Genomic DNA, 22,874 nt, shown 5'->3' with positions numbered 1-22,874 from the left:
CCACTACCTTTCGAAAAGGAATTGCTTCAATCTTGTTGTAAAACTCCTGTTATCTCTCTTTTCGGCATTGTAGCTCTCTTTATTGATATATTTTCCGATTATTTCAGCCATTCCTTTTGAAGCTTGTGACCGTTCATTGAACAGCACAAATGGAATTTGCCGTTTTACCGCTTCCTGTACAGATTTATCATCGGGCAGCAGTCCCAGCTTAATCGGTGTTCTGCCCAAAAATTTCCGGAGTACATCCTCTAATCTGGCCATCGTTTCCATACCTTCCTTAATAGATCCAGCCCTGTTAACGACGAGGTAGAAAGGCAGGCTATCATCGGCGAGATGGATATATTTCATTGTTGCATAAGCATCCATCAAGGAGGTGGGCTCTGTTGTGGTTATCACGAAAATCTCATTTACCGATAAGAGTATTGAAAGCGTTTCTTCATTCAAGCCGGCACCCATATCAAAAATGATATAGTCATATTTTCTTAATACGTCACTTAAACTCGTGGTGAAATATTCTACACTTTCCTTGTCCATCCTGATTAACTGACTCAGCCCTGTCCCGCCTGAAATATATTCAACACCATGAGGGCCTTGAAAAATAACCTCTTCCATCGAAGCCTTGCCGGCTAGAAAGTCTGCAATGGATAGTGAAGAATGCTTGCCCATTAAAATTTCAATGTTTCCCATTCCAATATCCAGATCAAACAGCAATACCTTATTACCTTTCTTGGCGAGGGAAATCGAGAAGTTCAAAGAAAAATTCGATTTGCCAACCCCTCCCTTGCCACTGACAACCGCGAGTGTCTTTGCTTCCCGGTCAGGAATAGTTGTCCTGAGACGGTTTCTCAGCTTTTCTGCCTGGTCACTCATAGATGTGGACTCCAAGAATAGAATTTGCTGTTATTTCAGGGCTTGCCCCAATTATGTCATCTGGAACGTCTTGTCCATTTGTCAAATAGGCAATTCCAGTAGTGTATTTATCTGCCATATTGAGCATGGATCCATAAACAGATGTCTCATCCAGTTTTGTAAAGATGAATTTGTCGATATGGATTAGCGAAAATTGGTTGCGGATTTCTTCCATATCCTTTTGCTTTGAAGTGAGAGCCAATACTAGAAAGGTTTCCATTTCCTCATTAAAATCAATGACATCTTTCAAATCATTTACATATTTTTGATTCCGGAAATTTCGTCCTGCTGTATCGATAAAGACCAAATCAAAATCGGCAAACTTTTCAGTCGCACCCTTGAAATCGTCCATGTTGTAGCAAACCTCGATTGGCACATCGAGAATTTTCGCGTAAGTTTTCAACTGCTCAATCGCTGCGATCCTATATGTGTCAGTTGTTATGAACGCAACTCTCTTTTGATGCTTCAATACACAATCTGCAGCGATTTTTGCAAGTGTAGTCGTTTTGCCTACACCTGTCGGCCCAATCACATTTACAAACCTCTTCTTAAAACTGACCCCTCCGAAAGAAAGTCCGTTTAATCTTTGCTGAATTGCCGAGCCACACCATCCGATAATTTCTTCAGCACTTGCTGCTGCGCCGCTTAGATACCATTTTTCCAGGATGACTGAGGACAAATCATCAATTATCGTCTGGTCCACATCCTGGTTTCTTAAGTGTTGGAGATGTCTGCTTACAGGCTCAGGAAGTGGAATCCCATCGGTGCTGCCGGATGATTTTAGCAGGTCTTTCAGCTGTGATATCTCTCTGATCAAATCTCCATCAACTGTTGGGGGTGCTGCTACAGGAGGGAGCTTATTTCCAGTTTTCAACTCCACTATGGATTCCTCTGTTTTAATCACTGGAGGATTGTATTTCACTGATTTCTCGATACTGGTAGGCTTCTGAGTCATATCGGTGTCCGGATCAATGGCGGCAATGACCTCTATGCTGTTTTTCTTGAAAAAGCCCATGAATCCTCCTGTTTGTATAACACGTGAATTAAGGATTACTGCATCGCTTCCAAGTTCGGCTCTTACTTGTTTCATTGCTTCCGGCATAGATGAAGCTTTATATTTTTTTACTTTCATTCTCCATTCACCACTCCGACACTTTGTACTTCGACATTAGCTTCTAGCTCGTTATAAGACAATACAGGGATCTGGGCAAAATATCTTTCCGTCAGCTGGCGCACATACATCCTTACTGCAGGCGAGCACAGAATGATCGGAGTCTGTTCCATGATGCTCAGCTGCTCGATTTGATTGGCTACTGATTCAAGAATCCCCTGGGATACTGTCGGGTCAAGCGATAAATAGTTTCCGTGTTCAGTTTGCTGGACACCTTCTGCAATCAACTTTTCAACTCTGCCTGATAATGTGATTACCTTCAGTGTTTCGCCGTTCCTGGAATACTGGTTGGTAATTTGCCTTGCAAGTGCCTGGCGCACATATTCAGCAAGGATATCTGTATCTGTTGTGATCTTTCCATAGTCTGCAAGAGTTTCAAAGATGATGGGCAGATTCCTGATTGAAACATTCTCCTTCAGAAGCTTGCCCAGTACTTTTTGAATCTCGCCGACTGACAGAGGATTTGGCGTCGCTTCCTCGACAAGGATTGGATAGCTTTCACGCAGATGGTCGATCAGCTGCTTGGTTTCCTGTCGCCCTAGAAGCTCATGAGCATTTGCCTTGATCACTTCAGTTATATGGGTGGATACGACGGAAGGTGGATCAACTACGGTATAACCAAAGATTTCAGCCTGCTCCTTCATTTCTTCTGTAATCCATTTAGCAGGCAAGCCAAAGCTTGGTTCCACAGTATCGATTCCTTCGATCGATTCATCCTCGATTCCAGGACTCATCGCGAGATAATGATCCAACAGCAATTCTCCCCTTGCCATTTCATTTCCTTTTATTTTCAGCCTGTATTCATTTGGCTGTAGCTGGATATTGTCCCGAATTCTAACGACAGGAATAACGAGGCCAAGCTCTATTGCAAGCTGTCTCCTGATCATGACAATCCTGTCTAACAGGTCTCCTCCCTGGTTTGCGTCTGCGAGAGGAATCAATCCATAGCCGAATTCAAATTCTATCGGATCTACATTCAATAGATTGACAACACTTTCTGGACTCTTCATTTCATCCATCTGGATATCCTCTTCCATTTCCTGAATCTGTTGCTGGTCAGGTTCAGGCACACGAGAGAATGCATATCCGCCATAAGCCAATAGACCAGCTAACGGAATGGTCAGCAAATCTGTTATTGGTGTGAACAAACCAAGCAGGAAAATCGTACCACCGGCAACATACAGCATCTTAGGATAAGCAGTAAGCTGCGAAGTTATGTCGAAACCCAAATTCCCATCTGATGCTGCCCTGGTGACCACAATGCCGGTAGCAGTTGAAATCAACAACGCGGGGATCTGGCTGACAATACCATCTCCTACCGTCAAAAGCGAGTACCGTTGAGCGGCATCGCCAATTGCCAATCCCTGCTGCGTCATACCGATGACAATACCAAAAATCAGGTTAATCAAAACAATGATGATACCAGCAATTGCATCCCCTTTTACAAATTTACTGGCACCGTCCATCGCTCCATAGAAATCAGACTCCCTGCTAACCTTTTCGCGACGTTCACGGGCCTGTTGTTCAGAGATCATCCCTGCATTCAAATCCGCATCGATACTCATCTGTTTCCCAGGCATTGCATCGAGTGTAAACCTCGCTGCAACCTCTGATACACGTTCAGATCCTTTTGTAATAACTATGAATTGGATAATGACCAAAATGAAGAAAACAACCATACCCACTACTACATTGCCGCCGACAACGAATGAACCGAATACCTCAACAACTCCCCCGGCCTCTCCATGTGACAAAATAGCACGGGTTGTGGAGACATTCAGTCCCAATCGAAACAAAGTTAAAATTAACAGCAATGAAGGAAAAACAGAAAATTGCAGCGGCTCCGTCATATTCATTGTGTTCAAAAGCACCAGCAGTGCGATTGATATATTGACCATAATCAGTATACTTAACAGCCAGGATGGAAAAGGAATGATTAACATCGCAACTATTAAAATGACACCGAATATGACAGATAGGTCTTTTCCGGACATATTTCTTCTCTCCTAAACACTGCATACCTTGAAAATTACAGCACTTTATTTTTTGTTTGATATACATACGCAAGAATCTCTGCCACAGCCTTGAAAAATTCTTCGGGTATGGCATCCCCGATCTCAGCCTGACTATATAAAGCCCTGGCAAGCGGACGATTTTCGACAGACATGATTTCGTTTTCTTTGGCAATCAATTTAATTTTCTGTGCGACAAAGTCGACACCTTTGGCAACCACGACCGGCGCATCGGCCTTCTCTTCGTCATACTTTAACGCTATGGCGTAGTGAGTCGGGTTTGTTATGACTACATCTGCTTTCGGAACTTCTTGCATCATCCGCCGCATTGCCATCTCTCTTTGCTTTTGCTTGATCTTTGATTTGATGAGCGGGTCACCTTCTATATTTTTATACTCATCCTTCAAGTCTTGCTTTGACATACGGATGCCCTTTTCAAAGTCATATTTTTGGTACATAAAGTCCAATAATGATAAAAATAGCAATGCTCCGGAAGCAAAAAGTCCCATTTGGAGCGTGAGTCCGGCAATTGTCGCAATTGCTGCACCAACGCTTTTATTAGCCAGCAGCAAAACTTCTTCCATTTTAAGCCAAAGGACTGAAAAAGCGATCACTCCAATGAAGGTGATTTTAAGGATTGATTTGAGCAATTCAACTATTGCCCTCATCGAAAAAATTCTCTTGAAGCCGCTGATCGGATTGATCTTCTCCAGTTTCATCTGGATGGCTTCAGTGGAAAACATAAAGCCAACCTGCATATAATTGGCTGCCACGCCCGCAATCAAAGCGACCATCATGACGGGGCCGAGGAAAAAGGCAAGTTCATATAATATTTCAATGACAATCGACTCAATATTCTTTGCTGTCAATTCCATGAACATATAATTTTGCAGCGCGTGACGAAGGACTCCAATCAATCTTTCGACCATCGTCTTTCCAAAAAACATCAAAAACAGGAATACGGCAAGTAGAACAATTGCGGTATTTACATCCTGGCTTTTGGCAACCTGCCCTTTTTTCCGGGCATCCTGTCTTTTTTTAGGAGTTGCTTTCTCTGTTTTTTCACCTGCAAAATATTGAAGGTCCATTGTCAAAAAGTTCATTTTTAAGCTCCTCCGATCAATTCCATCAATCCTCTCATTGTCATCAGAGTGGTGGAAACAAGATCTGAAATAACCATGATCAGCACACCCATCACCGCAATTAGAACGAGAAAGCTGACACCGATTTTAATCGGCAGACCAACAACGAAGATATTCAACTGCGGAACAGTCCTGGCCACTATACCCAGGGCAACGTCTACCAGAAACAAGGTGCCTACAACAGGCAGGGACATCTGGAATGCAATAATGAACATCTTATTAAAAGAAAGAATAATGAATTCGGCGATGTTTTCGTTTCCGAATGGAATCATCAGCTGGTCGATCGGTATAAAGTTATAACTATAAAAAATGCCGTCCATTAACAAGTGATGGCCGTTTACTGTCAGCAGAAACAGAAGTGCGATTGTATATAAATACTGTCCCATCAACGGGCTTTGTGCTCCTGTTTGTGGATCGATGACATTCGCAATGGCAAATCCCATCTGAAAATCAATGAACCCGCCTGCAATCTGGATAGCAGACATCATTAATGCAGCAATGAACCCTATGAACAAACCAACCATGGCCTCCTTGATAACTAAAAGGAAGTAATTGCTGTCAATCGCAATCTCAGGAGCGCCAATTGCGGAAAACATGATGACTGAAAGCATGAAGCCAAGTCCGATTTTATGCGTTGCAGGGATCGTCCGATAAGAAAACAACGGCACCATTAAGAAAAATGACGTCACCCTTACAAAAATCAGCAGGAATGCAGGAAATGAAGGAATAAAATCTAGCATATTATCAGCCTACGAACCGTGTTAGATTCGAAAAAATCTCTGTTGCATAGGAAAGCATATAGCTGAGCATCCAGGGTCCGAAAAAAATCACACCCACCAGGACCGCCACTATTTTTGGAACGAAAGCCAGTGTCTGTTCCTGGATTTGAGTAGTTGCCTGAAAGATACTGACGATCAACCCAACAACAAGCGCCAATATCAGCAATGGTCCTGAAATCATTAAAACTGTATATATTCCTCGTTCGGCTATGGAAATTACCGATTCTGATGTCATTATCAATCACCTGCTTAAAAACTTTGTAATAACGATTTCACGACCAAATACCAGCCATCCACCATGACGAACAGGAGGATCTTGAACGGCAATGAAATCATTACCGGAGGCAGCATCATCATACCCATAGACATCAGGACACTCGCTACTACCATATCAATTACCAGGAAAGGAATGAAAATCATAAATCCGATCTGAAAGGCAGTCTTGATTTCACTGATGGCAAAAGCCGGAACCAGTGCCGTCAGCGGGATATCCTGGATCGATTCAGGAGTTTCAGCCTTTGAATATTCAAGGAACAATGCAAGATCCTTTTGCCTGGTATGAGCGCTCATGAACTCCTTAAAAGGAATCGAAGCTTTCTCATAAGCCTGCTCAAGGTTGATTTCTTCATTAAATAATGGCGTAAGGGCCTGTTCGTTCACTTCCTGGAAAGTTGGGGCCATGATGAAGAACGAAAGGAACATCGCTAGACCTACCAATACCTGGTTTGGCGGCATTTGCTGAGTTGCAAGCGCCGTTCTGACAAAGGAAAGAACGATGATGATTCTTGTGAAACTAGTCATTAAAATCAAGATGCCTGGCGCAATAGAAAGGACAGTCAGCAATAGCATCAGCTTTACAGAAGTGGATACACTCTCCGCATCACTGCCGTTGAAAAACTCCATGAACTCATTCATTTTTCTCTGACCCTTTCTTTTGCATCTCCGCTAGCATTTTCTTTCTTCCGCTCGCCATGTCATTCAGCTGACTCTTCAACAATGCGGAAAAATTGGAATTCTGTGTATTGTCGCCATCTTTATTCGTTCTTTTAAGCAACTTTGTCACAATATCGCTTGGCTGCATAAGCTGTTCCATTTTATTGTTATACTCCTGGATGACTTGACTGTACTCTTCTGGATCGTCTATTTCTCTTAAAAGCTGGATATTCTCGCCTACTCCAACGATCAAAAGCCGGTTTCCCGCCTTGACGATCTGTACCGATCTATTGGCTCCAAGGCTTGTACCACCGAGATTTTCAACAAGCTGGGAACTTTTGAAAGACCTGCTTTTTTTATTGATGAATCTGAGAAGGAAATATAATAAAGCCGCAACAAATGCGGTTGCAAAAATCATCCTGACAAAATCCAGGAAACTTACTCCTACCTTTGTTCCTTCTTCACCTGATTGGTTTACTGTTTTTTCTGCCTGCCCATCATCACAAGACCCTGGTTTTTTTATGCAGTCCTGCACACTTTTATTCAGCTGCTCTGCGTTAGCGAAGCCAATCGGGCCCAACAGAGCAGCTAATAAGAAAAGTAGTGTCGAGGCAGTTCGGATTAGTCTTAACAATTGCCGCACCCTCTAAAAAAGATAAATAGTCCATTAACCTAAAGTTTTGGAAATAGCTTCAATAACACGGTCCGCCTGGAAAGGTTTTACGATAAAATCTTTGGCTCCTGCCTGGATGGCATCAATGACCATTGCCTGCTGGCCCATTGCTGAACACATAATTACTTTGGCATTCGGATTGATCTTTTTAATTTCCTTCAATGATGTGATTCCGTCCATTTCCGGCATCGTGATATCCATTGTGACAAGGTCTGGCTGGAACTCTTTATATTTTTCAAGCGCCTGAGCTCCATCAGCTGCTTCTGCAACTACCTCAAAACCGTTCTTGGTCAAAATATCTTTAATCATCATTCTCATGAAAGCCGCATCATCAACGACTAAAATTTTGTTCGCCATTAGAATTCCTCCTGTAGATTATTTCAATTTTTTAATTCGATCGCTCTGGCTGATAATATCTGTAACCCGGACTCCAAAGTTCTCATCAATGACGACAACTTCCCCCTGGGCGATCAGTCGGTTATTGACTAAGATATCAACAGGTTCGCCTGCAAGCTTATCCAATTCAATGATTGACCCTGCTCCCAGTTCAAGAATATCCTTCACCGACCTTTTCGTCCTGCCCAATTCCACAGTAACCTGCAATGGAATATCAAGCAGCATATTCAGGTTCTTTGTTTCGGCCTGCTGTTGAGGCACCGTATCGAAACTGGAGAAGACCGCTGGCTGGACCGTTGGCTGGCTTCCAGTCATCACATTGCCAAAATGCTGTGGTCCCTGCTGCATCGTCTGAGGGTTATATCCATAGCCTTGTGGCATATTCTGTGAGGCATGAGGCTGATAAAAAACCTGCTCCTGCTGCGGATAATATTCTGGTTGCTGATAACCCTGCTGTTGGACAGTGTTTTGCTGCTGCCCCTGCTCAAAAGAATGTTGTTCTGTTGGAGCGTGGCTTTCCTGCGGGCTTTGAGGCGTACTTTCCTCTGGCTGGGCCGCCCCTGATCCTCCTGGATTCAGCAATTCATCTACAAGACTTTTTGCAAAAGTTACAGGCAGCAGCTGCATGATATTTGAATCAATTAAACTGCCAATTTTTAATGAGAAGGAAACCTTAACTAAAATATCATCTTCAGGAATTGACTCTGTACCTTCGCCTTCAGCAACATTCAACAAATTAATATTCGGAGGCGAAATATCCACTCTCTTGCTAAATACAGTCGACATCGAGGTTGCAGCAGAACCCATCATCTGATTCATGGCCTCCTGCACTGCACTCAGCTGAATCTCATCGAGCAGTTCTCTTGGATTCAATCCATCTCCGCCAAGCATTAAATCCGCAATAATCGCTGCATCATTTTGCTGGATCACAAGCATATTGCTGCCGATGAATCCTTCAGTATAATGAACCTGGACGGCCACATAAGGATCCGGAAATTCAGATTCAAGTTTTGTCTTGTGTACAACTGTAACCGTTGGAGTATTAATTTCCACTTTTTGGTTCAAGAGTGTAGACAAGGCCGTTGCAGAGCTGCCAAATGAAATATTCCCTATTTCACCAAGTGCATCTCTCTCCATAAAAGAAAAATAATCATCTACATCAATCGCACTTTCACCTGGTTCCTCCTCATTAGAAGTTCCTTTTAGAAGCGCATCAATTTCATCTTGAGATAACATGTCATCGCTCACCATCATCGTCTCCCCCCTTAAATGTATCAAACACTTGAATGGCTAATTTTTTGTTCACTTTCCCTGGCTGTCCTACAAATTTAGGGATATCTCCGACTTTTATCAGTAAAGGCTGGTCAATCTGCTGGTTCAATTCGATTACATCACCGATATCAAGCATCAGGAAATCCTGGATTGAGATTTCGGACGAACCTATTTCAGCTGTAATTGAAACGTCAGCTTTTTGAATTTCACTCTGCAGAATTGAATTTTCGATAGGCAAGCTCTGTTTCTTGTCTGACTGCATCCAATATTTCACTGACAATTTAGGAATGATCGGCTCAAGGACTACATGCGGAATACATATATTGATCATTCCGCTTGCTTCACCGATCGTGGTATTCAAAGAGATGACCACGACGGTTTCATTTGGCGAAACCATTTGCAAAAATTGTGGATTGATTTCAAATTCTGAAAGCTGCGGATCTATATCAGAAATCGATCCCCATGCCTCCCTGAAGTTTTCAAAGGCTTTCTCAAACATGTTTGACATGATCCTGGTCTCAATTTCTGTTAAACTATCGACCTTATTGTGGCTTGTCCCCCTGCCTCCCAGTAATCGGTCCATCATAGCATAGGCGATGTTGGGATTGACCTCCATGAGGATTCTTCCTTCAAGCGGTTCTACATCAAACACATTCAATATCGTAATCTTTGGAATAGACCGGATAAATTCTTCATAAGGTATCTGGTCAGCTGATGCCACGCTGATATTGACATATGTCCTTAGCTGAGCTGAGAAAAAGGTTGTCAACAGCCTGGCAAAGTTTTCATGAATCCGGGTCAGACTGCGGATCTGATCCTTAGAGAAGCGCAACGCCCTCCTGAAATCATAGACTTTGACTCTTTTTTCTACCTGTTCCTTCTTTAATTCATCCGCATCCATTTCTCCTGTAGACAGCGCGGATAACAAAGCGTCTATTTCATTTTGTGATAATACCTCTCCCGACATTCTCTTCACCTCCATACGGTTACGGTAATAGGATTCATTCTGTTACTGGAGGAGAGAACCTGTTATGTAGACCTTCTTGATTTTTCCTTCCTGCATCAGGTCATTCAACTTCATTTTGAGAGTTTCTTCAAGGTTCTTCTTGCCTTCCTTGCCTTGCAATTCTTCAGCCTTTTTCTCGGATAGTTCATAAATAATCAGATTCTTGACCTGAAAATCTCTTTTCTCAAGCTCTTCTTTTGCCTTTTTACCGTCTGTTTCAATTTTAAATGAAATTTTAATAAAATCATTTGAAGCCAGGTTCGTAGTGACCTCTGGTATATCCACTGAAGCTTCCAGCACTTCTTCAATACTTGGTTCTTTTTCACCATCACCAGCTTTAAGCTTCATGACCGCTACAACTGCAACTGTCCCGACAAGCAGGATGGCTACCAGCATGACTGTCATAATCATAACCAGTTTATTCTTCTTCATTTTCCTTTTCCTCCAACAACCGCCCTCTAAGAAGGCCGATACTCTGGTAAAAATTCTTCATTAAAATGGCCACTTCATCTTCACTTTCCCTGACAACATACTTTCGGCCATTCGTTAGCGTAATTGTGGTATCCGGAAAGGCCTCAACAGTTTCAATAAATAAAGAATTGATACTAAATGGTTTACCATTTAATTTAGTTACTTTGATCACTATTATCCACAGGGGCTAAAAGGATGCCCTTTCAGCCCTGCTCCTCTCTTAATCTATCGTTTTAGGTTTACGAGCTCCTGGAGGATTTCATCAGATGTAGTAATGATTCTCGTATTAGCCTGGAAACCACGCTGGGCTGTAATCATCTCTGTAAACTCTTCAGAGAGATCCACATTGGACATTTCAAGTGCACCAGCCGCGATTGACCCGCGCCCTTCACCAGGAACATTGATATTTGCAGTACCAGAGTTCACTGATTCCTGGAATGTATTATTCCCTACTTTAGAAAGGCCAGATGGATTGCTGAATTTGGCAAGTGCTAATTGTCCAAGAGTAAGGACAAGACCATTTGAAAAGACACCGTTAATTTCACCTGTTGAACCAATATTGAAGCTTTCAAGCGCACCCTGGGTGTTGCCATCAGGGTAGGCGTTCGCATCCATGCTGCCGCCATTCATCGTCAAATCTTCAATAGAGACTTCTACAGTGAATGGAGTCTCCCCACCAAGATCTAATTCCAATGTGAGATTTGCACGATCACCTTGAAGATTTATCTGTGCCGGCTCAGGAACGATAGGGGTTGGATTTTCTAATGCCTTGTTAGTAAATGTTACATTCCATAACCCATTCTGTGCATTTGCTGGGTTAATAGCCATATCTATTACATGCTCAACGCCATTGTCATCGACTATTTTTAGTTGTTGAAGCAATTCTGAAGAACCTTTTGCATCCTTAGGTAGATTCCCTTTCATAACTAACTCATTTGTTTGCTTTGCAGGCAATAAAGCATTCACGTTAACGGTGATATCTTCCAATTGACCTTTCTCATTCAAGGACTGAACTTTCAATCCATCTCCAGTAACGAGTGTTCCATTATCATCAAGATAAAAGTTACCGGCACGTGTATACATTTGAGATTGTCCTTGTTTTACTACGAAATAGCCATCTCCTGATATCGCAAGGTCAAGTGCACGTCCTGTAGTTTGCAAGCTTGATTGGGTATCGATTAAATCAATGCTGGCGATTGTGGAGCCAAGACCTACCTGCATAGGGTTTTTTCCGCCCTTATTCTGTGTCGCTGCGCTTGCCCCGGAGATGGTTTGATTCATTGTATCTTTAAAAGTAACACGGCCTTTTTTGAAGCCGTATGTATTAACATTGGCAATATTGTTTCCGATGACATCAAGTTTCGTTTGAAAGTTTTTCATTCCGCTGATTCCTGAATACATTGAACGAAGCATATCTGTAAAACTCCTTTCGATTTAGGGGCTGCTTCAATCGGTCCACAGCCCAGGCCTCCGTGAAGGTCCAGCCATTTTGAGTATTTTAGTTTTCCATTACTATGGTGCCGTTAATATTTGTGAAAATTTGTTCTGCTGCTTCCTGTCTTCCCATTGCAGTAATGACAGTGTTGTTTTTCGCACTGACAATAAGCGCTGCGTCCTTTAGCAGAACAAGCGAATCACTCACGCCCTTGGCCTTTGCCTGGCTGACTTTTTCCCCTATCCTTTTCCAGCGGTCTTGTGATATCTCTATCCCCCGCTGTTCAAGTCTTTCAGTTGCATGCTTGCTGATGGTAAGCCCACTCTTCGATTGAATTGCCGATTGCAACTGTAAGGAAAAAGGTGCTTGCGATAAATTGCTGGCTTTAACAGGTTTTTGGTAAGGTCTGCTAACAGGCAGTGAATGAATTGGACGAAAATTTGTTTTATCCATTACATCACTTCCAAACATTATTGAATTTTTGTTATTTGTGAAGAAACGATGCTTGTTTGATTCTCATCATCTAAAACATAAGATGTTTTCCCATTTTTGAATGACACCGACAGGACACTTGCGGATTTTTCCTGTTTGTTTTCGTCAAGGTAAGTGACGGTTTTACCAATCAACATACTAGCCTGAAGCATTTGATTTTCGCTTGAGACTTCATTGATTTGAGAAATATTTGCCGGTTCCAGTTCTGTACCGTCTTCAAGCAAAAATGCTACGGTATCCTCCTTAAACTGGACAGATGCGACCTTTCCGCTTCCCTGCCGAACTGTCTCCTGTCCGTCGGCTGTTTCTATCTTATGCCATGTGATTTCCCTGCCTACGAACTGGCTATAGGAAATCATCTTGTTTTGCTGTTCAGCCTGCACAAATCTGTCAATGGATTTCCCCATATTTGTAATCTGTTCAAGGGTTGAAAAGGTTGCCATTTGGGCAATGAAATCTTTATCCTGCATCGGATTCAAAGGATCCTGATTCTGGAGCTGTGTCATCAGGATTTTCAGAAAGTCATCTTTTCCCAGAATATCTGAACCAGCTTTCCTATCTTTCTGAAGATTGGAAAGCAGATAAGAAGAATTAATTGAATTCACCATTTCCTTGCTCCTATGCTTCTGTATTTAGCAGTGCTTCCTCAAAGGTAAGATTAAAGTTCCCGTTATCTTCCTTCTTTTCACGTTCCCTATTGTCAGGCTGTCTTTCTTGCTGCTGTTGGGAATCTCTATTCAGGAAACGTTCCTGCTGGCTTTGTTGCTGAGAAACTTCAATCCTGTCTACTGAAAGGTTTTGTGCAGCAAAAGCCTGCTTAAGACCATTAATCTGTGACTCTAATGTTTCTTTTGCCGTACCAGAACTTGTAATGATTCTAGCCATCATCGTCTGATCCTTTTGGAATAACTCTATCCGGATGCTCCCGAGGTGTTCGGGAAACAGTTTTATGAAAAGCTTTTGTGTTCCGCCGCTGTTCATGAATTGAGACCTTGAAAGAATGGACTCAAATTGTTTGATTAATTGTTCTGCAGAAACTGGCTTATCTGGACCATTCATCATCAATGTCAACTGCTCGGATTTCGTCATTTGAGGAAGAAATGAGATAGCTCCTGTTTGTCCCTCGCTCTTTATGGACGCGCTAGATTCTATGAAACTATTACCTTCTGAAAAAGTTACTTTTTTCGCATTCATTAGGTTTAACTCTTTAGCTAACTGGGTAAAACGATTTTGGATATATTCCGTTTGGGCCATTCCTTTGTCAGGTTTTATTAGACCTGTCAACCCTTCGTTAATAGTCTGCATCGATTCCTTTATTGATGCTGAGTTTTTTGATTCATAACCGTCCGCATACTTGGACATCAGCTCAAAAAGTTTTAGAGCCTTAATTACTTGTGCGTCGTTTGCATCAAGCTTGGATGCTAGTTGTTTTTGGGGCAAATTCGCGATTCCCGCCAGCATTGCGGTTAATGAATCGAGCAATTCGCTTCCCGGATCGCTATCCGGTAATCCCTCATTGAAGCCCGACCATTTCTGCAGAAGAAGCTGAATTTGATCTACGCCTACTCCTAAGTGAGAAAGAGCCTGCTCTAGAATATTGCCGGGATCCGCCATTAGTGTTTCCAAAAGCTTTAACCCGTCTTCTAATTCCAGTAGGTCCCCAGTGTTTAAAAAGTCGGCAATATCTGTTAGCACAGCCAGTGATTTTGACTCCCGTTCTGATGTTTCAGCTGTCTTTGCGCTATTTGCTCCAGATACAACCGTTGCCATCATGCCAGCAAAACTGCCTGCGTTTTCACTCTTGCCGGACACAGACTGTTTACCAGCTGCCATTGTATTAACCAAACCAAGGCCGCCTATCTCCATATTTTCACCCCCTTTCAGATTTTCTGAGTTTAATTGCTGCCCGTTTCATTTGTTAATAACTCTGTATACTTGGCCGCTTCATCAGCTGGCATTTTCTCCATAATCGCAGCAAGCGTTTCAGGCTTTATATTAGTCAGAATTTTAACTGCTTCCTCTGTTTTCATATTGGAAATAATCGGTGCCGCACTTTTGGCTGACATCGTTTCATAGGTTTTGACGATTTCCCTGAATGCTCGCTTGTTGTCTTCCTGGATCGCTGTCAATTCCTCTATTTGTGCCTGAAGCTGGGCTTTCTCCAATTCCGTTCTTTTAAGCTGTGTATCCTTGCTTTCAATTTTGGACTGAAGCTGTTCCACCTTGGCTTCACGGTCCTTTATCTCCGCTTCCAGACTGACGATATTCTTTTGAAATTCCTCGACAGATGGCTGCTTATCCTCTTTTATGATTTCTGATATGAAAGGGACCTTCCCGCCGATATCCTTGGCTGTTTCAAAAATATTGATTCCAAGAAAAGAAAGGGCAACCAAAGCGACCACAATCGCAAATAAAATGGGTATTGCTACAACCAGCAAAAATCCCTGAAACTTACTTTCATGCTGACTTTCTTTTTCTTCCATACTCTGCGCCATTCGATCACCTAATTTCCCGGTTCATGTATTGCTGAATCGAGACTTCGTCCATCAACCTGCTCTCTGCATACTTTTCATTCGCAAGAAACTGGAGATGGTCTTTCTCTTTAATTTTTTCATATTTCTTCACTTCGATATTTTTTTCCATTAGCTGAATTTGTTGAAAGTTCATTATATTTCTCGCGTTCATAACAATTTTTTGATAATGGGCGATTGATTTTTCCAGATTGCCGATAAATTGTTGGTGGTGTCTAATTTCCTGTACCGGCAATCCCCCGAGAAGGCGATCAGACTGAAAGCTCTCGAGGTCCTCTTTTTTCTTTAAGAGATGATAGAGTCTTTCAGCTGCATCTTCGAATTTCTTGACTGAATCCTGATAAACGACTTGTGCCTCGTCCATTTCTCTCGACTTGAGCGAAAGGATCTTATCAAATTTGTATTGATAACGCATGAAACGATCAACCTTTCCTTACTAGCTTCAATAGGGCCTCTACACTTTCATTGATCGAGACCTTTTCATTGGTACCCTGCTTCAAAAAATCAAGTATAAGTGGATATCTCATTATAGCTTCATCGATTTCCGGAGATGTGCCTTTCTTATAAGCTCCAATATTGATCAAATCCTCGGAGTTAATATAAGTGCTTAGCAGTTCCCTCAATCTCTCTGCCGCCTTGACATGCTCATCACTGACAATATTGTTCATGATCCTGCTGATGCTTTTCAAAACATTCACTGCAGGGTACTGGCCTTTGTTGGCTAAATCCCTGTCCAATACAAAGTGGCCATCAAGGATTCCCCGAACTGTGTCCGCAATCGGTTCATTCATGTCGTCCCCATCAACGAGGACAGTATAAAATCCTGTAATCGATCCGAATTCATTTGTACCAGTTCTTTCGAGAAGTCTTGAAAGAATCGCGAACACCGAGGGAGTATACCCTTTCGTGGTTGGAGGTTCGCCAACCGCAAGGCCTACTTCACGCTGTGCCATGGCGACCCTGGTTACAGAATCCATCATGAGCATGACATTCAAGCCCTTATCACGAAAATATTCTGCGATGGCAGTTGCTGTATACGCCCCTTTGATCCGCATCAGTGCCGGCTGGTCTGAAGTTGCGACCACGACAATCGACCGCTTTAAACCTTCAGGACCTAAATCTCTCTCTATGAATTCCCTTACTTCACGTCCGCGTTCTCCAATCAGTCCGATGACATTCAAATCTGCTGTGGTGTTTCTGGCAATCATTCCAAGCAAAGTACTTTTCCCAACACCGCTTCCTGCAAAAATCCCAACTCGCTGACCGTTGCCAACTGTCAGCAGGCTATCAATCATCCTTACCCCGACTTCAATCGGCTCCGAGATTGGCGGCCTGCTCATAGGGTTGGGAGGATCCTGTTCGGTAGGTACGGATGCCAGCCCTTTTGGAAGACTTGTTTGATCCAATGGGACTCCAAGAGAATCTACAATTTTTCCAATCAATCCTGGTCCTGCTTTTATCTCAAGCGGTTTCATCGTCGTTTCCACTAGACTTCCAGGTGAGATATCATGAAGAGATGTATAAGGCATTAGAATGACACTTTCATCTTTAAAACCTACTACCTCGGCCTGGATCTTCCGTTTTTTCTTTGTGCCTACATGGATGAAGCAGACGTCTCCAATTGAACTTTCTGGTCCCTGTGATTCGATCATCAGGCCGACTACCCTCTTAACCCGGCCATAACGTTTAAAGCTATCCAATGAGTCGACATGGTGCAATAAATCCTCAGCCTTCACTATTGTTCACTCTCCAGAATCTCAAAAAGCTTGGTCTTGATTTCCTCCAACTGGCTGTCCATGCAAGCGTCTATCCTGCCATTCTCTGATTCAATCAAACATGCAGTCTCATCCAGTTCATCATCTGGATATATATAGAAAACAATTTCTTTTGGAAAAATGGCAATCAATTCATCTTTATGAGCAAGCAATTCCTGGTAGTGATCTGGGTGGACATGCAGTTGAATGTCCCTATAATCCCTTGCGTTTTTCAGGGCTCTTTTCACCAGTGGAAGGAAACCTTCATCAGCAGCCAGTTTTTCACCAAGAATTTTCCCAGCGATTTTCACACCAAGATTGAGTATCACTTTTTCGGATGAATCTATATGGTGCTGATAATCCCGTTTCGCTGCTTCAACAGTCTCTTGCGCGAACATTATTGTCTGTCGGTATTCCCCGTAGCCCCGGTTTCTGCCTTCTTGAAAACCCTGTTCATAACCGGATTGCCTGGCTTCTTCAGCGAGTAAATTTTTTTGCTGCTCCCACTGCTGCTTTTCCAGTTCAATTTGCTGACGAATATAATCGGCTTCTTCAACTGCCTGTGAAACAATGCGATTCGCTTCTTTTACCGCATTGTCGAGGATTCTATTCTTCTCAGCCTCTGTATGGGTAAATACATGTGAAACTTCAGATTCTCCAGTAGTTTCGAGCATACGAATGGAGATCACTTTCTTTTCGGCTGGCATAGCAGTGGTGAACTGTGATTTGATTAACCTAGACAATGATATCATCTCCCCCGCCACGGGCAATGACGATTTCACCAGCTTCCTCCAGTCGACGGATGATGGCTACAATCCTTGATTGTGCTTCTTCCACATCACGCAGCCTTACAGGGCCCATGTATTCCATTTCATCCTGGAAGGTTTCGACCATACGTTTAGACATATTTTTGAAGACTATTTCTTTTACCTCATCGCTTGATACCTTAAGAGCAAGCATGAGATCCTCGTTTTCACAGTCGCGAATGACACGCTGGATCGCACGGTTATCAAGGGTAACGATATCTTCAAATACAAACATGCGCTTTTTGATTTCCTCGGCCAGCTCTGGATCCTGTATTTCCAGGGCATCTAGAATTGTGCGCTCGGTTGCACGGTCAACGCCATTCAATACATCAACAACCGCCTCAATTCCTCCGGTTTGTGTATAGTCTTGAGTCACGGTCGCAGAGAGCTTTCTTTCCAGTATTTGTTCTACCTCATTGATGATTTCTGGCGAGGTACTGTCCATTACTGCAATACGGCGGGCAATATCTGCCTGGACCTCCTGAGGGAGTTCGGATAGTATCTGTCCTGCCTGAGCAGAATCCAAATATGAAAGGATAAGCGCAATCGTTTGCGGATGTTCATTTTGGATAAAATTCAGTATTTGTCCTGCATCGGCTTTACGGGCAAAATCAAATGGCCTTACCTGAAGCGACGATGTCAGCCTGTTTATAATCACAGCAGCCTGGTCAGTTCCCAATGCTTTTTCAAGCACGGTCTTTGCATATCCTATTCCGCCCTGGGTGATATAGTCTTGAGCCAATGCGATGTGATGGAATTCCTCCAGTATTTCTTCCTTGGCGCTGGAATCCACTTTTTTTACACCGGATATCTCCAGCGTAAGTTTTTCGATTTCTTCTTCGCTTAAATGCTTATACACAGAAGCAGAAACATCTGGTCCAAGCGAGATCAGGAGGATGGCTGCCTTCTGTTTTCCGGTTAACTCTTTTTGGTCTTTCCTCACTGTCGGTCCCCCTCCTAATCTTCAGAAATCCATGTCCGCAATAACTTCGCGAAATCCTCTGGCTTCTCTTTCGCCATTTTTTCCAGCTGTTTTTTCTTCATCGAACTCTCTGTTTCAAATTCCTTGTTCACATCCGGAACACGAATCGGTTCATACTTTTCTTCCATGACATACTCTTCTTCTTCGACGTTATTCTTTCTTGACTTCAAGAATAGCAGCAACAGAACAACGATTGCCGCAAGCAATAATCCGCCGACCAGGTATACCCACCAAGGAAGCTTTTCGACTGTGTTTTTCTCGAATGTAACCTTGCCATTAAAAGGCTGGACTGATACGACGACTTTGTCCTCGACCAATTCATCAGTCAGCTCTGTTCCAAGTGCCTCTTTATCGATTGTTGTCCTGACAATGGTTCCAAGGATTCTAGTAATATCTTCAACGCGTTCCTGAGGCAGTGAATTAGGGTCATCAGGCGTCGGCGGTTCCACCATCACTTGAATCCCCAGGTCTCTGACTTTGTACGGGCTTTCAGTTATTTCTTTTCGGATTCTGCTTACTTCATTATTTATAGTTTCTTCCACTCGTTCATAATCGCCATTCCCGTTTGCTCCCTCAAGATATTGGGATCCAGTCGTTTCACCTGGATTTCCGCCTTCAGGGATGCCTCCGGCCTGGTCTGCGTTTCCGGTAAAAGTCTCAGTAATTCGCTGGGCACTTATTGCGATACCTTCCATATTTTCTTTATCAACAGGCTCCACGAGGTTTTCTTCTCTGTTTTCCTGGGTAAAGTCTATATCGGCAGTTACTGAAACAACTACTTTTTCATGACCCATAAGGGTTCCAAGCATATTCTGGACTTGTCTCTGAACATCCCTCTCAATCTCTTGTTTGATTTCATGTTGAGAGGCGAATGTAGCCCCACTGGAATTTTTTTCATTTTTTAAGTCAAAATACTCAAAAAACTGATTCATGATGACGATATTATCAGTAGGCAGATTTGGAACACTTTTCGCAGCCAGATGATATAGTGCAGTGATCTGCTCTTCCTTGAATTGGTATCCAGGACTCGTATTGAGCACTATAGATGCCGAAGCAGGCTGAGCATCGTCAGTAACGAATATCCCTTTCTCTGGAAGATTGATCATTACCTTTGCATCATTGACTCCTTCAATGCCTTTCATCAAATTAGCAAGCTCTGTTTGCATTGCTTCTAACTTCAGGACCCCAAACTCATTATCTGTCATGCCCATCCCGGCATTCTGGCTAAAGAAAGAATAATCAATACTTCCCGATTTAGGAATCCCTTCAGCAGCCAGCTCTACCTTCAGGTTGTCAACAGACTGTTCAGGTACCATAATTGTCTTTCCGCCGTCAGTTATTTCTGATTCTATCCCTCTGGCATCAAGACTTTCTTTTATCGTTCCAGTTTCAGCTGGTGAAAGATTACTGTACAGTGGAACCAGTGAGGTCCTGGTTGTAAAGAAAGCTGTAAGGCCGGCAACTGTTAATATAAACAACACAGACGCACCAAGACTGATCTTTTGCTTTCTGGTACGTCCTTGCCAGAAATCCTTCATTGTATGTAGATACTTTTGAACGGTTTCTTTCATTTCAATCCCCCGGTTATTAAGTCTCTTCTTTTTTTACAGCTAATAACCGATATATCCTTAGTTTTTAGCCAATATTATTAAACTTGCATTCTCATTATTTCCTGATAAGCCTCGATCACTTTATTCCTGACTTCCATAGTGGCCTGCAATGTTATGCTTGCCTTTTGACTTGAGATCATTACCTGATGGAGATCAACATTCTCTCCGCGAGCCAATTTTTCTGTCAATACATCCGACTGAAGCTGAGTTTTATTTAAATTTTCTATTGATTGCTTAAGTACGGACGAAAAACTTTTCTGTGCTTCGTATGGTGTAGATGTGGGAGTAGACCCTTTTGTTTCAAACGGCTTAACCATTTGGGTTACAGAATTGATCCCAGCTGAGTTCATTTTGTTATCTCCTTACTTTCCTATTTCAAGTGCTTTCATCATCATGCCCTTTGAGGCGTTGAAAACTGTAACGTTTGCTTCATACGAACGTGTGGCGCTTATTAAATCCACCATTTCCCTTAATGGATCCACATTGGGATATGCAACATAACCGTCCGCATCAGCATCCGGATGCTCAGGATCGTATACCATTTTGAGCGGGTTTTCTCTATCTTCTATGATTTTTGTTACTTTAACTCCATTTCCTGCTCCTGAGCCATCTGTTCTTCCCATTGCTTTATTAAGGAATGAAGAGAAGCTGCCTTCGTTCGGCTGCATGACGACCATCTTCCTGCGATATGGCTCTCCATTCACTCCTCTTGTTGAATCGACATTCGCCATGTTGGATGAAATGACATCCATTCTCAGACGCTGTGCAGTCAACGCAGAAGATGTCGTATTCATGCTATGAAAGATTGTCATCCCTACTTACCTCCCCTTATGACCGATTGGAGAGAGTTGAATTTACCATTGATCCTCTCAGTCAGCGCATTATAGTAAATTTGATTCGTTGCCATATCGGCCATTTCTTTATCCAAATCAACGCTGTTTCCATTCTCGTTATAATTGATGTTTGGTTTATTGATGATTCCCGGCATCCTGTTTGGCCTGCTGCTGAAATCATAATGTCTCGAGTCTGATCTATGCGCTTGAAAGGATTGTCCCATCACTTCCTGAAATACCGCTTTAAAAGACACATCCTTCGCCTTGTAGTTAGGCGTATCAACATTGGCAATATTTTGTGAAATAACTTTCTGCTTTGCTGAAGAGTAATTCAAAGCATGTTCCAGGGTTGATACTGTATTGGAAAACAACTTCAATTTTTGCACCTCTCATTTACAATAAAGGATGATTTTGCTGAATTTTGTAATTCCTTGCTGAATTTCGTCATCATAACCCTAATTGTAAAGAATCTGAAATAATCTGTCTATGTACTTTCAGTTAATTTTTATCATGCATTATGCTCATTTTTCAAAACAGGACAAAAGACCTATAAGTTTACTTATTTTTATAGTTTATATAATACCCTCCATTTTTTTGTAAAGTTTTTTTAAATAAACAGGAAAAAAGAATTAAGAAAATAATCAAAAAACATCACCGACAAGGTATAATTACCTATCTGCTTTATTTGTTTTTCCATAATTTTCTTTATTATTTTCAAATAAGAATTCACGTAGAAACTCTTTGTGTAAAAATAATGAAATCAATTTGTAACATTCATAACTGTAAAAAAAAATAAGTTCTGGCGGTCATAAAATCGCAAAAAAAAAATCCGCTGATATTCAGCGGATTTTTCTTAGTTATTTTTGAGCTTTTCCAGTTCAAATAAAAACTTATCATTTAAAACTTTGATGTAGGTTCCCTTCATCCCTAAAGAACGGGATTCAATCACCCCTGCACTTTCCAGCTTGCGCAGTGCGTTAACAATTACAGAACGAGTGATTCCGACTCTGTCAGCGATTTTGGAAGCTACAAGCAAGCCTTCTTTTCCATTTAGTTCTTCAAAGATGTGCTCAATTGCTTCAAGTTCGCTGTATGAAAGTGAGCTGATTGCCATTTGTACTACAGCTTTGCTGCGTGCCTCACCCTCGATCTCTTCAGCTTTCTCGCGAAGGATTTCCATCCCTACTACTGTCGCGCCATATTCACCAAGAATAAGATCATCATCATGGAATTGCTCCTCAAGACGGGCAAGGATCAAAGTTCCAAGTCGCTCACCGCCACCGATGATAGGCACGATTGTTGTTAACCCGCTTTTGAAAAGCTCTCTGTTTTCAACCGGGAATGCTGTATACTCACTGTCCACATCCAAATTTGGGGATGTTTCCTGGATATTGAATAGATTCTTTGTATACTCTTCCGGGAATTGGCGGTCTTCGAGCATTTTAACCATACGCTCGTTCTCGATTTGCTGGTTGATGGCAAAGCCAAGCAGCTTTCCTCTGCGACTGACAACAAAGATATTCGCTTCAATTACTTCACTTAGTGTCTCTGACATTTCTTTGAAGTTCACCGGTTTGCCGGCAGCTTTTTGGAGCAGGGCATTAATTTTTCTAGTTTTTGATAGTAAGTCCATTGTTTGTTCCTCCTATTTGCTTCAAACAAAAATA

At 42.3% G+C, this 22,874-nt stretch carries 27 protein-coding genes; all 27 read right to left on the bottom strand.

Annotated elements, in window-relative coordinates; translation table 11 throughout:
* Window positions 1–3: 3 nt before the first annotated feature.
* Window positions 4–870: a MinD/ParA family protein gene (locus B5X77_RS13210; protein WP_079508446.1), complete on the bottom strand. Its 867-nt coding sequence runs from the start codon at window positions 868–870 to the stop codon at window positions 4–6.
* Window positions 863–2,041, bottom strand: coding sequence for a flagellar biosynthesis protein FlhF (gene flhF, locus B5X77_RS13205; RefSeq protein WP_079508445.1), 1,179 nt, complete (start codon window positions 2,039–2,041; stop codon window positions 863–865). The genes B5X77_RS13210 and flhF overlap by 8 nt, the downstream gene beginning before the upstream one ends.
* A complete protein-coding gene (gene flhA / locus B5X77_RS13200) occupies window positions 2,038–4,074 on the bottom strand; it encodes a flagellar biosynthesis protein FlhA (protein WP_079508444.1) in 2,037 nt (678 codons plus the stop codon). The genes flhF and flhA overlap by 4 nt, the downstream gene beginning before the upstream one ends.
* Window positions 4,075–4,109: 35 nt before the next feature.
* A complete protein-coding gene (gene flhB / locus B5X77_RS13195) occupies window positions 4,110–5,195 on the bottom strand; it encodes a flagellar biosynthesis protein FlhB (protein WP_079508443.1) in 1,086 nt (361 codons plus the stop codon).
* 2 nt (window positions 5,196–5,197) lie between these two features.
* The gene (gene fliR, locus B5X77_RS13190) at window positions 5,198–5,974 is read right to left on the bottom strand and encodes a flagellar biosynthetic protein FliR (protein ID WP_079508442.1); all 777 of its coding nucleotides are present in this window, start codon (window positions 5,972–5,974) and stop codon (window positions 5,198–5,200) included.
* A gap of 4 nt (window positions 5,975–5,978) precedes the next feature.
* Entirely contained in the window at window positions 5,979–6,248 is a 270-nt protein-coding gene (gene fliQ, locus B5X77_RS13185; RefSeq protein WP_079508441.1) for a flagellar biosynthesis protein FliQ, read from the bottom strand.
* Window positions 6,249–6,262: 14 nt separating this feature from the next.
* On the bottom strand, window positions 6,263–6,928 hold the full coding sequence (gene fliP, locus B5X77_RS13180) for a flagellar type III secretion system pore protein FliP (RefSeq protein ID WP_079508440.1): 666 nt from the start codon (window positions 6,926–6,928) through the stop codon (window positions 6,263–6,265).
* The gene (locus B5X77_RS13175) at window positions 6,921–7,589 is read right to left on the bottom strand and encodes a flagellar biosynthetic protein FliO (RefSeq protein WP_373887812.1); all 669 of its coding nucleotides are present in this window, start codon (window positions 7,587–7,589) and stop codon (window positions 6,921–6,923) included. The genes fliP and B5X77_RS13175 overlap by 8 nt, the downstream gene beginning before the upstream one ends.
* A 24-nt stretch (window positions 7,590–7,613) precedes the next feature.
* On the bottom strand, window positions 7,614–7,976 hold the full coding sequence (locus B5X77_RS13170; protein WP_079508438.1) for a response regulator: 363 nt from the start codon (window positions 7,974–7,976) through the stop codon (window positions 7,614–7,616).
* 18 nt (window positions 7,977–7,994) lie between these two features.
* Window positions 7,995–9,266: a flagellar motor switch phosphatase FliY gene (fliY, locus tag B5X77_RS13165; protein ID WP_079510232.1), complete on the bottom strand. Its 1,272-nt coding sequence runs from the start codon at window positions 9,264–9,266 to the stop codon at window positions 7,995–7,997.
* The gene (gene fliM, locus B5X77_RS13160) at window positions 9,253–10,254 is read right to left on the bottom strand and encodes a flagellar motor switch protein FliM (RefSeq protein WP_079508437.1); all 1,002 of its coding nucleotides are present in this window, start codon (window positions 10,252–10,254) and stop codon (window positions 9,253–9,255) included. The genes fliY and fliM overlap by 14 nt, the downstream gene beginning before the upstream one ends.
* Window positions 10,255–10,296: 42 nt before the next feature.
* Window positions 10,297–10,725, bottom strand: coding sequence for a flagellar basal body-associated protein FliL (gene fliL / locus B5X77_RS13155; RefSeq protein ID WP_079508436.1), 429 nt, complete (start codon window positions 10,723–10,725; stop codon window positions 10,297–10,299).
* On the bottom strand, window positions 10,712–10,936 hold the full coding sequence (locus tag B5X77_RS13150) for a flagellar FlbD family protein (protein ID WP_079508435.1): 225 nt from the start codon (window positions 10,934–10,936) through the stop codon (window positions 10,712–10,714). The genes fliL and B5X77_RS13150 overlap by 14 nt, the downstream gene beginning before the upstream one ends.
* A gap of 53 nt (window positions 10,937–10,989) precedes the next feature.
* A complete protein-coding gene (locus B5X77_RS13145) occupies window positions 10,990–12,177 on the bottom strand; it encodes a flagellar hook protein FlgE (protein WP_079508434.1) in 1,188 nt (395 codons plus the stop codon).
* A gap of 85 nt (window positions 12,178–12,262) precedes the next feature.
* Window positions 12,263–12,652, bottom strand: coding sequence for a TIGR02530 family flagellar biosynthesis protein (locus tag B5X77_RS13140; RefSeq protein WP_079508433.1), 390 nt, complete (start codon window positions 12,650–12,652; stop codon window positions 12,263–12,265).
* A 17-nt stretch (window positions 12,653–12,669) separates the two neighbouring features.
* Window positions 12,670–13,299 (bottom strand): flagellar hook assembly protein FlgD, encoded by a 630-nt coding sequence (gene flgD / locus B5X77_RS13135; RefSeq protein ID WP_079508432.1) that lies wholly within the window; start codon window positions 13,297–13,299, stop codon window positions 12,670–12,672.
* Between the two features lie 10 nt (window positions 13,300–13,309).
* Window positions 13,310–14,557 (bottom strand): flagellar hook-length control protein FliK, encoded by a 1,248-nt coding sequence (locus B5X77_RS13130; protein WP_079508431.1) that lies wholly within the window; start codon window positions 14,555–14,557, stop codon window positions 13,310–13,312.
* 29 nt (window positions 14,558–14,586) lie between these two features.
* A complete protein-coding gene (locus tag B5X77_RS13125; RefSeq protein ID WP_079508430.1) occupies window positions 14,587–15,186 on the bottom strand; it encodes a MotE family protein in 600 nt (199 codons plus the stop codon).
* A 4-nt stretch (window positions 15,187–15,190) separates the two neighbouring features.
* Window positions 15,191–15,637 carry a flagellar export protein FliJ gene (gene fliJ, locus B5X77_RS13120; RefSeq protein WP_079508429.1) on the bottom strand — a complete coding sequence of 149 codons (447 nt, stop codon included), beginning with the start codon at window positions 15,635–15,637 and terminating at the stop codon, window positions 15,191–15,193.
* Between the two features lie 7 nt (window positions 15,638–15,644).
* Window positions 15,645–16,958: a flagellar protein export ATPase FliI gene (gene fliI / locus B5X77_RS13115; protein ID WP_079508428.1), complete on the bottom strand. Its 1,314-nt coding sequence runs from the start codon at window positions 16,956–16,958 to the stop codon at window positions 15,645–15,647.
* Window positions 16,958–17,728: a flagellar assembly protein FliH gene (gene fliH / locus B5X77_RS13110; RefSeq protein WP_079508427.1), complete on the bottom strand. Its 771-nt coding sequence runs from the start codon at window positions 17,726–17,728 to the stop codon at window positions 16,958–16,960. The genes fliI and fliH overlap by 1 nt, the downstream gene beginning before the upstream one ends.
* Window positions 17,712–18,725: a flagellar motor switch protein FliG gene (gene fliG / locus B5X77_RS13105; RefSeq protein ID WP_079508426.1), complete on the bottom strand. Its 1,014-nt coding sequence runs from the start codon at window positions 18,723–18,725 to the stop codon at window positions 17,712–17,714. The genes fliH and fliG overlap by 17 nt, the downstream gene beginning before the upstream one ends.
* A 14-nt stretch (window positions 18,726–18,739) precedes the next feature.
* Window positions 18,740–20,335 (bottom strand): flagellar basal-body MS-ring/collar protein FliF, encoded by a 1,596-nt coding sequence (gene fliF, locus B5X77_RS13100; protein WP_079508425.1) that lies wholly within the window; start codon window positions 20,333–20,335, stop codon window positions 18,740–18,742.
* A gap of 77 nt (window positions 20,336–20,412) precedes the next feature.
* Window positions 20,413–20,724, bottom strand: a complete 312-nt coding sequence (fliE, locus tag B5X77_RS13095) for a flagellar hook-basal body complex protein FliE (RefSeq protein ID WP_176167312.1) — start codon at window positions 20,722–20,724, stop codon at window positions 20,413–20,415.
* Window positions 20,725–20,736: 12 nt separating this feature from the next.
* Window positions 20,737–21,186, bottom strand: a complete 450-nt coding sequence (gene flgC / locus B5X77_RS13090; protein WP_079508424.1) for a flagellar basal body rod protein FlgC — start codon at window positions 21,184–21,186, stop codon at window positions 20,737–20,739.
* Between the two features lie 2 nt (window positions 21,187–21,188).
* Complete coding sequence (gene flgB, locus B5X77_RS13085; protein WP_079508423.1) at window positions 21,189–21,584, bottom strand: flagellar basal body rod protein FlgB; 396 nt, start codon at window positions 21,582–21,584, stop codon at window positions 21,189–21,191.
* 476 nt (window positions 21,585–22,060) lie between these two features.
* The gene (codY, locus tag B5X77_RS13080) at window positions 22,061–22,840 is read right to left on the bottom strand and encodes a GTP-sensing pleiotropic transcriptional regulator CodY (protein ID WP_079508422.1); all 780 of its coding nucleotides are present in this window, start codon (window positions 22,838–22,840) and stop codon (window positions 22,061–22,063) included.
* Between the last annotated feature and the right edge of the window lie 34 nt (window positions 22,841–22,874).

Origin of the sequence: Mesobacillus jeotgali (assembly GCF_900166585.1) — a bacterium.
Lineage (GTDB): Bacteria > Bacillota > Bacilli > Bacillales > Cytobacillaceae > Mesobacillus > Mesobacillus jeotgali_A.
Note: the sequence above shows the minus strand (reverse complement) of the source record. Positions and strands in the feature narration are given on the sequence as shown.

What these genes read in the sequence shown, in the direction of transcription:
- B5X77_RS13210 (WP_079508446.1), bottom strand. Translation starts at nt 870, where the DNA reads ATGAGTGACCAGGCAGAAAAGCTGAGAAACCGTCTCAGGACAACTATT.
- B5X77_RS13125 (WP_079508430.1), bottom strand. Translation starts at nt 15,186, where the DNA reads ATGGCGCAGAGTATGGAAGAAAAAGAAAGTCAGCATGAAAGTAAGTTT.
- fliE (WP_176167312.1), bottom strand. Translation starts at nt 20,724, where the DNA reads ATGAACTCAGCTGGGATCAATTCTGTAACCCAAATGGTTAAGCCGTTT.
- codY (WP_079508422.1), bottom strand. Translation starts at nt 22,840, where the DNA reads ATGGACTTACTATCAAAAACTAGAAAAATTAATGCCCTGCTCCAAAAA.
- fliL (WP_079508436.1), bottom strand. Translation starts at nt 10,725, where the DNA reads ATGAAGAAGAATAAACTGGTTATGATTATGACAGTCATGCTGGTAGCC.
- fliF (WP_079508425.1), bottom strand. Translation starts at nt 20,335, where the DNA reads ATGAAAGAAACCGTTCAAAAGTATCTACATACAATGAAGGATTTCTGG.
- flhF (WP_079508445.1), bottom strand. Translation starts at nt 2,041, where the DNA reads ATGAAAGTAAAAAAATATAAAGCTTCATCTATGCCGGAAGCAATGAAA.
- fliM (WP_079508437.1), bottom strand. Translation starts at nt 10,254, where the DNA reads ATGTCGGGAGAGGTATTATCACAAAATGAAATAGACGCTTTGTTATCC.
- fliY (WP_079510232.1), bottom strand. Translation starts at nt 9,266, where the DNA reads ATGGTGAGCGATGACATGTTATCTCAAGATGAAATTGATGCGCTTCTA.
- B5X77_RS13130 (WP_079508431.1), bottom strand. Translation starts at nt 14,557, where the DNA reads ATGGAGATAGGCGGCCTTGGTTTGGTTAATACAATGGCAGCTGGTAAA.
- flgD (WP_079508432.1), bottom strand. Translation starts at nt 13,299, where the DNA reads ATGGTGAATTCAATTAATTCTTCTTATCTGCTTTCCAATCTTCAGAAA.
- fliJ (WP_079508429.1), bottom strand. Translation starts at nt 15,637, where the DNA reads ATGCGTTATCAATACAAATTTGATAAGATCCTTTCGCTCAAGTCGAGA.
- fliQ (WP_079508441.1), bottom strand. Translation starts at nt 6,248, where the DNA reads ATGACATCAGAATCGGTAATTTCCATAGCCGAACGAGGAATATATACA.
- fliP (WP_079508440.1), bottom strand. Translation starts at nt 6,928, where the DNA reads ATGAATGAGTTCATGGAGTTTTTCAACGGCAGTGATGCGGAGAGTGTA.
- B5X77_RS13170 (WP_079508438.1), bottom strand. Translation starts at nt 7,976, where the DNA reads ATGGCGAACAAAATTTTAGTCGTTGATGATGCGGCTTTCATGAGAATG.
- flhA (WP_079508444.1), bottom strand. Translation starts at nt 4,074, where the DNA reads ATGTCCGGAAAAGACCTATCTGTCATATTCGGTGTCATTTTAATAGTT.
- flgC (WP_079508424.1), bottom strand. Translation starts at nt 21,186, where the DNA reads ATGACAATCTTTCATAGCATGAATACGACATCTTCTGCGTTGACTGCA.
- fliH (WP_079508427.1), bottom strand. Translation starts at nt 17,728, where the DNA reads ATGATATCATTGTCTAGGTTAATCAAATCACAGTTCACCACTGCTATG.
- B5X77_RS13145 (WP_079508434.1), bottom strand. Translation starts at nt 12,177, where the DNA reads ATGCTTCGTTCAATGTATTCAGGAATCAGCGGAATGAAAAACTTTCAA.
- flhB (WP_079508443.1), bottom strand. Translation starts at nt 5,195, where the DNA reads ATGAACTTTTTGACAATGGACCTTCAATATTTTGCAGGTGAAAAAACA.
- B5X77_RS13140 (WP_079508433.1), bottom strand. Translation starts at nt 12,652, where the DNA reads ATGGATAAAACAAATTTTCGTCCAATTCATTCACTGCCTGTTAGCAGA.
- fliR (WP_079508442.1), bottom strand. Translation starts at nt 5,974, where the DNA reads ATGCTAGATTTTATTCCTTCATTTCCTGCATTCCTGCTGATTTTTGTA.